The organism is bacterium (assembly GCA_036524115.1).
Lineage (GTDB): Bacteria > JAUVQV01 > JAUVQV01 > JAUVQV01 > DATDCY01 > DATDCY01.
This window is the reverse complement of the sequence record DATDCY010000006.1, coordinates 1-7646: the sequence shown is the minus strand read 5'-3', so window position 1 is coordinate 7646 and position 7646 is coordinate 1. Positions and strand designations below refer to the sequence as shown.

The 7646-nt window shown below is 70.9% G+C and carries 9 protein-coding genes; 2 read left to right on the top strand and 7 right to left on the bottom strand.

From position 1 onward, the window contains the following. Nucleotides 1-5: 5 nt before the first annotated feature. Nucleotides 6-1064 carry a GTP 3',8-cyclase MoaA gene (moaA, locus tag VI078_00290; GenBank protein HEY5997725.1) on the top strand — a complete coding sequence of 353 codons (1059 nt, stop codon included), beginning with the start codon at nt 6-8 and terminating at the stop codon, nt 1062-1064. A gap of 22 nt (nt 1065-1086) precedes the next feature. On the opposite strand, the gene VI078_00285 is transcribed toward moaA, so the two are convergent. The 7 genes from VI078_00285 to VI078_00255 all read right to left on the bottom strand — a co-directional run bounded on the left by VI078_00285 (nt 1087) and on the right by VI078_00255 (nt 7394). Continuing rightward, nucleotides 1087-1998 (bottom strand): NAD(P)H-binding protein, encoded by a 912-nt coding sequence (locus VI078_00285; protein ID HEY5997724.1) that lies wholly within the window; start codon nt 1996-1998, stop codon nt 1087-1089. 60 nt (nt 1999-2058) lie between these two features. After that, entirely contained in the window at nt 2059-2556 is a 498-nt protein-coding gene (locus VI078_00280; protein HEY5997723.1) for a MarR family transcriptional regulator, read from the bottom strand. Between the two features lie 112 nt (nt 2557-2668). Beyond that, the gene (locus tag VI078_00275) at nt 2669-3019 is read right to left on the bottom strand and encodes a hypothetical protein (protein HEY5997722.1); all 351 of its coding nucleotides are present in this window, start codon (nt 3017-3019) and stop codon (nt 2669-2671) included. 32 nt (nt 3020-3051) lie between these two features. Next, nucleotides 3052-3843: an inositol monophosphatase family protein gene (locus tag VI078_00270; protein ID HEY5997721.1), complete on the bottom strand. Its 792-nt coding sequence runs from the start codon at nt 3841-3843 to the stop codon at nt 3052-3054. Between the two features lie 307 nt (nt 3844-4150). Continuing rightward, entirely contained in the window at nt 4151-4942 is a 792-nt protein-coding gene (gene surE, locus VI078_00265) for a 5'/3'-nucleotidase SurE (protein ID HEY5997720.1), read from the bottom strand. 20 nt (nt 4943-4962) lie between these two features. Next, nucleotides 4963-6165, bottom strand: a complete 1203-nt coding sequence (locus tag VI078_00260) for an inositol-3-phosphate synthase (GenBank protein ID HEY5997719.1) — start codon at nt 6163-6165, stop codon at nt 4963-4965. A 98-nt stretch (nt 6166-6263) separates the two neighbouring features. Continuing rightward, complete coding sequence (locus tag VI078_00255) at nt 6264-7394, bottom strand: glycosyltransferase family 4 protein (protein HEY5997718.1); 1131 nt, start codon at nt 7392-7394, stop codon at nt 6264-6266. A gap of 47 nt (nt 7395-7441) precedes the next feature. On the opposite strand from VI078_00255, the gene VI078_00250 reads away from it, so the two are divergent. Then, on the top strand, nt 7442-7646 hold a 205-nt coding region (locus VI078_00250), incomplete at its 3' end, for a hypothetical protein (protein ID HEY5997717.1).

The following is a 7646-nucleotide window of genomic DNA, read 5'->3' as shown; positions in this document are numbered from 1 at the left end:
CCCGGGTGCTAGGCGCGGCAAGCGGCGGGCGAGCGAGCGTGACCGGCCCCGCCGCCGCGCCCCAGGCGTCGCCCGGCGCGCCGCCGCGGGTCGTCTCCTACCTGCGTCTCTCGGTCACGGACCGCTGCAATCTGCGCTGCGTCTACTGCATGCCCGAGGCGGGCGTCCGGACCGTCCCCCACGCGGAGATCCTGACCTTCGACGAGATCATCGGGATCCTCGAGGCGGTCGCGCCGGAGCTCGGGCTGCGCGGCATCCGCGTGACGGGCGGCGAGCCGCTCGTGCGCGCCGGGCTCGTCGAGCTCGTGCGCCGCCTCGCGCGCCTGCCCGGCGTCGACGAGCTCTCGCTCACGACCAACGCGCTGCTGCTGCCGCGCTTCGCGGGCGAGTTGCGCGCGGCCGGCCTGGCGCGCGTGAACATCAGCCTCGACACCCTGCGCCCGGAGCGCTACCGCGCCATCTGCCGCGGCGGCGACCTGGAGGCGACGCTGGCGGGGATTCGCGCGGCCGAGGAGGCGGGGCTCGTCCCGCTGAAGATCAACATGGTCGTCATCCCCGGCGTGAACGACGACGAGGTCGAGGAGATGGCGCGCATGACGGTCGCGCAGCCGTGGCATGTGCGGTTCATCGAATTCATGCCCGTCGGCAACGCGCGGCTGCAGCGCGAGCGGCGCTTCATCCCGAGCGCGCAGCTGCGGGCGCGGATCCAGGCGCGGTTCGGCCTCGAGGAGACGCCCGTGGCGCCGGCCGGGCGCGGCCCGGCGCGCTACTGGCGCATCCCGGGCGCGGCGGGCACGGTCGGCTTCATCAGCCCGCTCTCGCAGCACTTCTGCGCCGGCTGCAACCGCATCCGGCTGACCGCGGACGGCTGGGTCCGCACCTGCCTGCTGACCGACCGCATCGGCGTCGACGTCAAGGCGGCGTGGCGCTCGGGCGTGCGCGGCGAGGGCCTCGTCGCGCTCTTCCGCGAGGCGATCCGCCTCAAGCCGGCGTCGCACGACCTGGTGCCCGAGGGGGACGGGGGCGCGGAGTTCGTCCGCACCATGTGCCAGATCGGCGGGTAGTCGGCCGCTGATACGGCCGGCGTCAGCGGCGGCGGGCCAGTTCGCTCGCATAATGCAGCCCGAGCGTCGCGCCGTTGTCCCGCGCCCAGGCGCTGAAGCTGGTCGTGCCGAGCGGCGTCGATGTCACGTGCAGCAATCCGGCCATCAGTCCCCCGATCTCCTCGCGGGTGATCACGACGTCCCGGACCGCAAGCCCTGCCGCCAGGCCGAGCGCATGGCCCAGTCGCGGGGAGATCCGGATCATCGGCCTGCGCCTGCCGATTGCCTCGCCGATGCGGACGACCAGATCGCGGTAGCTGTACGACTCGGGTCCGACGGCGTCGGTGATCACGTTCTCGCGGCTTCCGCCGAGACGAACCGCCAGGTGCGCGAGGTCGGCAACGTGGATCGGGTCCAATCGGTACGCGCCGTCTCCGAAGACGCCGAAGACCGGGAACCGCCTGAGCATCCAGGCGATGTTGTTGACGAGGATGTCGTGGCCGCCGAAGAGAACGGCGGGACGGAGGATCGCGTAGCTCAAGCCCGACTCGCGGAGCGCGCGTTCGAGGCGGGCCTTCCCGCGGAAATACTCGAAGGGTGAGTCCTCCGCGGGATTCGTGATGCTCACGTGCACGATGCGGCGGACGCCCGCCGCGCGCGCCGCTGCGAACAGCCGCAACGAATTCTCGACGGCTTCGGCGTGGCCGAAGCGAGCGTGATTGAAGCGGACCCAGTACGTGTTGTAGAGGACGTCCACCCCCTGCAGCGAGGTGGTGAGGGCGGACGCGTCCCGCAGGTCGAGGGCCCGCACCTCGACCCGTCCCCCGAACGGGTCGAGGTCCCGCGGCGCGTTCGTCAGCGTTCGAACGACGAAACCTTCGTCAAGGAGCTGTCCTGCGATGTATCGCCCGGCATAGCCGAAAGCACCGGTGACCGCATGTCTCTCCTGTTCCACGGCCCCCCCCTCCTGTATTCTGTACGTTCAGAAAACTATGAACATAGCCCCGAAAAATTTTTAGCGTCGACCAAGGACGAAGCCGAGCAGACGCCGCGCCTGCTCCTCGCTTCGAAGCGCCTTTTCCGCAAGTGCCTCGAAGGTCGACAGCATCTCCTCCATCCCTGCGAGTCGCTTCACGGCTATGCCCTCGGGCTGCCGCCTGGCCTCGGCCAGTGTCGTCCGGACGCTCTCGAGCAGGGGGTCGAACTCCCGCCGTTTTCGCTCGCGAGCGATGCTGAAGAGCATGGTCCAACTGTTCGGCTCGCTCGTGTAGAACTCACGTCGGTCTCCCGGCCGGCTCTCCCGGCGAACAACCTTCCACGAGCGCAGCTCCTTCAGGCACATGCTCGCGTTGCCCTTGCTGATCCGCAGGCGCACCGCGATGTCATCGAGGCACCAGGCCCGGTCCGTAACGATGAGGAGCGCGTGAACCCGTGCCACGGAGCTGTTGATACCCCAGAAGGCGCCCATGGCACCCCAGGATTCGATGAATGTGTCGACCAGTTCCTCGCCCATTGCCGGCCACCCTCGAGTTCTCTCTGTTCAGAATATAGTGAACACTACCATCCGCGTCAAGGCCTGTTGAGAAGATGCTAGACCGAAAGCGTCGCCCAGCGGGAGCGGACAGCTAGTGGAGGGTCGGCTTGTCCCAGACGAACTGGTTGCAGTCGAACAGCACGCCGCCCGCGGCGACCTGGCAGAGGTCGAAGGTGCGGACGTCGAGGAACGTCGCGAGCTTCGGGAACTCGCCGGCGGCAGACCGGAAGACGATGGCGTACTCGGGGTAGGTGCCCGAGAAGGCGTAGGTTCCCGAGTCCCCGTCCGCGTCCCGCCAGTGCGAGTCGTCGAAGCTCAGCCGCCCCGCGGTCGTGGACGCCCAGTCGCCCTTGAACGGGTTGCCCTTGTCGTCGCCGCCGCAGCCGGCGACGAGGACGAGGGCCAGGAGCGCAAGGCCGGCGAAAACCCCCCGCTTCAGCATGCCAGACACCTTAGTGAATTTTCGCGCCGCGGTCAACCGGCCCGCAGCACCCCCAGCATCTGGCCGTGGATCCGCGCGTTGGAGGCCACCACGTCGCGCACGCCGAGGTGCCAGGCGCGGCCGCCCATCCCCGTGATCCGCCCACCGGCTTCCTCGACCATGAGTGACGCGGCGGCGATGTCCCACGGGCGCAGCTTCAGCTCCCAGAAGCCGTCGAAGCGCCCGGCGGCGACGTAGGAGAGGTCCAGGGCCGCGGCCCCCGCGCGGCGGATGGCGAGGCAGCGCGTGGCGAAGCGGGCGAAGTTGGCGATGTTGTTGCGCCGGCTGCGGCGGATGTCGTAGGGGAAGCCCGTCGCCAAGAACGCCTGGTCGAGCCGCCCCTGGGCGGAGACGCGCAGGCGCTTGCCGTTGAGGAAGGCGCCCAGGCCGCGGACCGCGGTGAACAGCTCATCGAGGAGCGGGTGATAGACGGCGCCGACGATCACCCGCCCGTCGCGGGCGAGCGCCACCGACGAGCAGAAGATGGGAAAGCCGCGGGAGTAGTTGGTCGTGCCGTCGAGCGGGTCGATCACCCAGAGGTGCTCGCCGTCCCCGTCGCTGGCGCCCCCCTCCTCGGCGAGGATGCCGTGGGCGGGGAAGGCGCGGGAGATGACGCGGACGATCGCGGCCTCGGAGCGCTTGTCGATGCGCGTGACGAGGTCGATCTCACCCTTGTGCTCCACGACCTGCGCGGCGCCGAACGCCGCCCGCTGGATGCGCCCGGCTGCGCGGCAGGCCGCGATCGCGGTGGCGAGGTAGCGGGCTTCGGGATTCGGCGGAGTCATGATGATGAGTGCCTCAAATCCCCCTCACTCCCCCCTTCGCCAAAGGGGGAAGGAGGGGGTGGAAGGCGGCGAGCACCCGAGACAAGGAAGATTCGAGGCCAGTTGCCGCGATTCCGCGCCGTTCCGGAGCGCTCTTCCGCGCAGTTCCGGGGCGAGGCTGGTGCCGAGCCCCGAACGAAATCGGCGAGCACCCGAGACTAAGGAAGACTTGAGGCCAGGTGCCGCTCGCTGATTTCGTTGGGGTGGGGGGCCGGTTCCGCTCGTCGCTTCCCCGGCCCCCCTGGGTAGGGTTGGGAGGGTTCACTAGCTATCGACCCCGCCCGTTCCGAAAAGTTCCCGGGTCGAGTTCCCATCGTCCCATCGAGGCGAGCATGCCGTCGTCGGTCAGATCGAAGTTGATGGGCGTAACAGAGATGAAACCCGCGCGCACCGCCGCGTCGTCGACCTGATCCCCCGCGGCGGCCTCGTCTTCCAGCCGCTCTGCAACCATCCAGTAATAATGGCGCTCGCGCGGGTCCGTCCGGCGGTCGAACTGCTCGGCCACCCGGACGCGCCCCTGCCGCGTGAGGACCGCGCCGCGGATCTCCTCGGCCGGCAGCGGCGGGACGTTCACGTTCAGCGAGACGCCCCGCGGCAGCCCATGGCGGGCGATCTCCAGCGCCAGCCGCCGGGCGTAGCCGGCCGCCGCGGAGAAGTCCGGGAAGTGGCGGTCGGCGAGGGAGAACGCCGCCGCCGGCAGCCCGAGCATCGCCGCCTCGGTGGCCGCGGAGACGGTGCCGGAGTACAGCACGTTGGTGCCCATGTTCGCCCCCTGGTTGATGCCCGAGAGCACGAGGTCCGGGAGCTGGCGCAGGATGGCGCGCACCCCGATCTTGACGCAGTCGGCGGGGGTCCCGGACACCGCATGGCCGACGAGCCCGTCCGGCCCCTCGTAGTCGGCGACGCGCAGCGGGTCGGCAAGCGTGATCGCGTGGCCGACGGCGCTGCGCTCGCTGTCGGGGGCGACGACCGTCACCTCGCCGAGGTCGCGCACCGCCCGCCAGAGGGCGGCGATGCCCGGCGCGGTGATGCCGTCGTCGTTGGTGATGAGGATCCGCACCGCTTGGCCCTGAGGCGGCCCTACTTGCGGCCCTTCCCCCCCTTGGCGGCAGCCGTCTTCGCGGCGGCCTTCGCCGGCGACTTGGCGGCCGCCGCCGGTGCGGGCGCCGCGCCCAGCCCCGCGAAGCGCTCGACCATGTCCCGGGCGACGGTGTCGGGGAACTGCTTCGGCGGCGTCTTCATGAAGTACGCGCTGGGGGCATCCAGCGAGCCCCCGATCCCGCGGTCGCGCGCGACCTTGGCGCAGCGCACCGCGTCGATGACCACGCCGGCCGAGTTCGGCGAGTCCTCCACGGAGAGGCGGCACTCGAGGTTCATCGGCACGTCCCCGAAGTGCCGGCTCTCGATGCGCAGGAAGCAGAGCTTGTTGTCCTTCTGCCACGGCACGTAGTCGGAGGGGCCGACGTAGACGTCCTCCGGGGTGATCGAGAGCCCGCGCGCCTGGATCTGCGAGACCACGGCGTTGGTCTTGCTGCGGCGCTTGCTGCGCAGGCGCGCCTCCTCCTTCATGTTCAGGAAGTCGGTGTTCCCGCCGGTGTTGAGCTGGTAGGTGCGGTCGATCGGCATGCCGCGGTCGAGGAAGAGGTTCACGAGCGTGCGGTGCAGGATCGTCGCGCCGACCTGGCTCTTGATGTCGTCGCCGATCAGCGGCAGCCCCGCCCGCTTGAAGCGGTTGCGCCAGTACGTGGTCTGCTTCCAGGCCCCGCCCTCGTCCTCGACCCACCCCGACGCGATGAACACCGGGATGCAGTTGACGAAGCCGCAGCCGGCCTCGAGCGCCTGCTCGACGTACCACTTCGTGGCCATCTCCGAGCCCACCGGCAGGTAGTTGACCAGGACGTCCGTCTTCGTCTCGCGCAGCAGCCGCACGATGTCCGCGGTGTTGCCCTCGGCCTTGTGGATGATCTGCGAGAGGTAGTGGCCCAGCCCGTCGTGGGTCATGCCCTTGACCACCGGCACGCCCAGGTGCGGCACCTTCGCGAACTGCTTGGTGTTGTTCGGGTACTCGAGGATCGCCTGCGAGAGGTCCTTGCCGACCTTGTTGCGGTCGATGTCGATGGCGACGCTGAACTCGATGTCGCGCACCCGGTAGCCCCCGAGGACCGGGTGCATCAGCCCCGGGATGAACTGGTCGTCACGCGCGTTGCGGTAGTACTCGACGCCCTGCACCAGCGAGGAAGCGCAGTTGCCCGCGCCGACGATTCCCACCCGAATCTTCCCCATGGAATATGAGCCTCCTGTTCATCGGATCGTGATGTCGAAAGCGACAGTATAGCAGGAAGATCAGTGACATACAAACGGCGCGGCCGCGGCGCGCGCCCTCAGCCCCCGAGCGAGAGGACCTCCCAGTTCGCCGGCTCCAGGGCCTGCGCGCGCCCGCGCTCGCCCATGCGGCGGGCCTCCTCGGGGTGCTCGAGGAGGAAGCCGACGGCCTCGGCGATCTGCGCCGGTGAGTCCGGATCGACGAGCAGGCCGTTCTCCGCGTGGCGCACGACGTCGGTCACGCCGCCGCTGCGGCCGGCGACGATGGGCAGGCCGCTCGCCCCGGCCTCCAGGTAGACGAGGCCGAAGCCCTCGATGGTCGCCTTGCGGCTGATGAAGCGGCTGGGCATGACGAAGACCGTCGCCAGGTTGTAGACCCGCGGGAGGTCCGCGTCGGCAACCGCCCCGATGAAGCGCACGCGGTCCTCGACGCCCAGCTTCCGGGCCAGCGCGCGCAGCGCCGCCTCCTGCGGCCCGCTGCCCGCCACCAGGTAGACCAGGTCGGGATGCGCGGCGGCCAGCCCCGGGAGCGCCTCGATCACCCGGTCCACCCCCTTGCGCTCCACGAGGCGCCCCACGGTGAGGATCGGCCGCCGGCCGGCGAGGCCGTGGCGGCGCACCAGCTCCGGGTCGGGCGCCGCGGGGCCGAACCGGCGCGCGTCGATCGTGTGCCGCACCGTGCGGATGCGCGCGGGGTCGACGCCGGCGCCCGCGACCAGCTCGCGCACCGCCGAGCTGAGGACGATCACGCGGTCGGACCCGCGCAGCGAGCGGCGCAGCAGCGGGCCGACCACGGGGAGGCGCGCGATCTTGAGCAGGTCGTTGCCGTGCACCCAGACCAGCCGGGGCAGGGTCCGCGCGTGGGGGCAGAGGCTGGCGAGCACGGGATACGGGAACGCCTGCCCGCACTCGAGCTGCGCGAACGGCTCGCGCCGGTGCTCGCGCAGGAACGCCCGCCACGGCGCCAGCGCCTTGAGCGCGGCGCCGACGAGCGGGATGCCAAAGAGCGCCGAGCGGCTGCGGCGCACGGCGAACGGCTGGCGCGCGTCGAACTCCTCGGCGCCCTCCGTCCACGGGGCGAAGACGGTGAGGCGCTCCGGCGCCGCGCGCCGCGCGCGCTCGTGCAGGACGCGCTCGATGCCCCCGTGCGCGGGCATGAACTCCAGCGTCAGGAGGGCGCGCCGGCGCATCAGGGCCTCCCGGCGGCGGCCGCGCGAGTGTGGTATAGACTCGCGCCATGGTCCCGGCCCGCTCGCTGCTCAAGATCGCGCGCGCCGTGGCCCCGGCGCTGGCCGCGGTCGCGCTGGCGCTCTGGGCGGCATCCCTGCTGCCGCGCCCCTGGAGCCTTGCAGCGGCGGGTGCGGTCGTGGCGCTCGCGCTGGCCGCCGCCCTGCTCGCGCTGGATATCGTGGCTCCCGGCGTGAATCTCTTCTCGCGGGCGC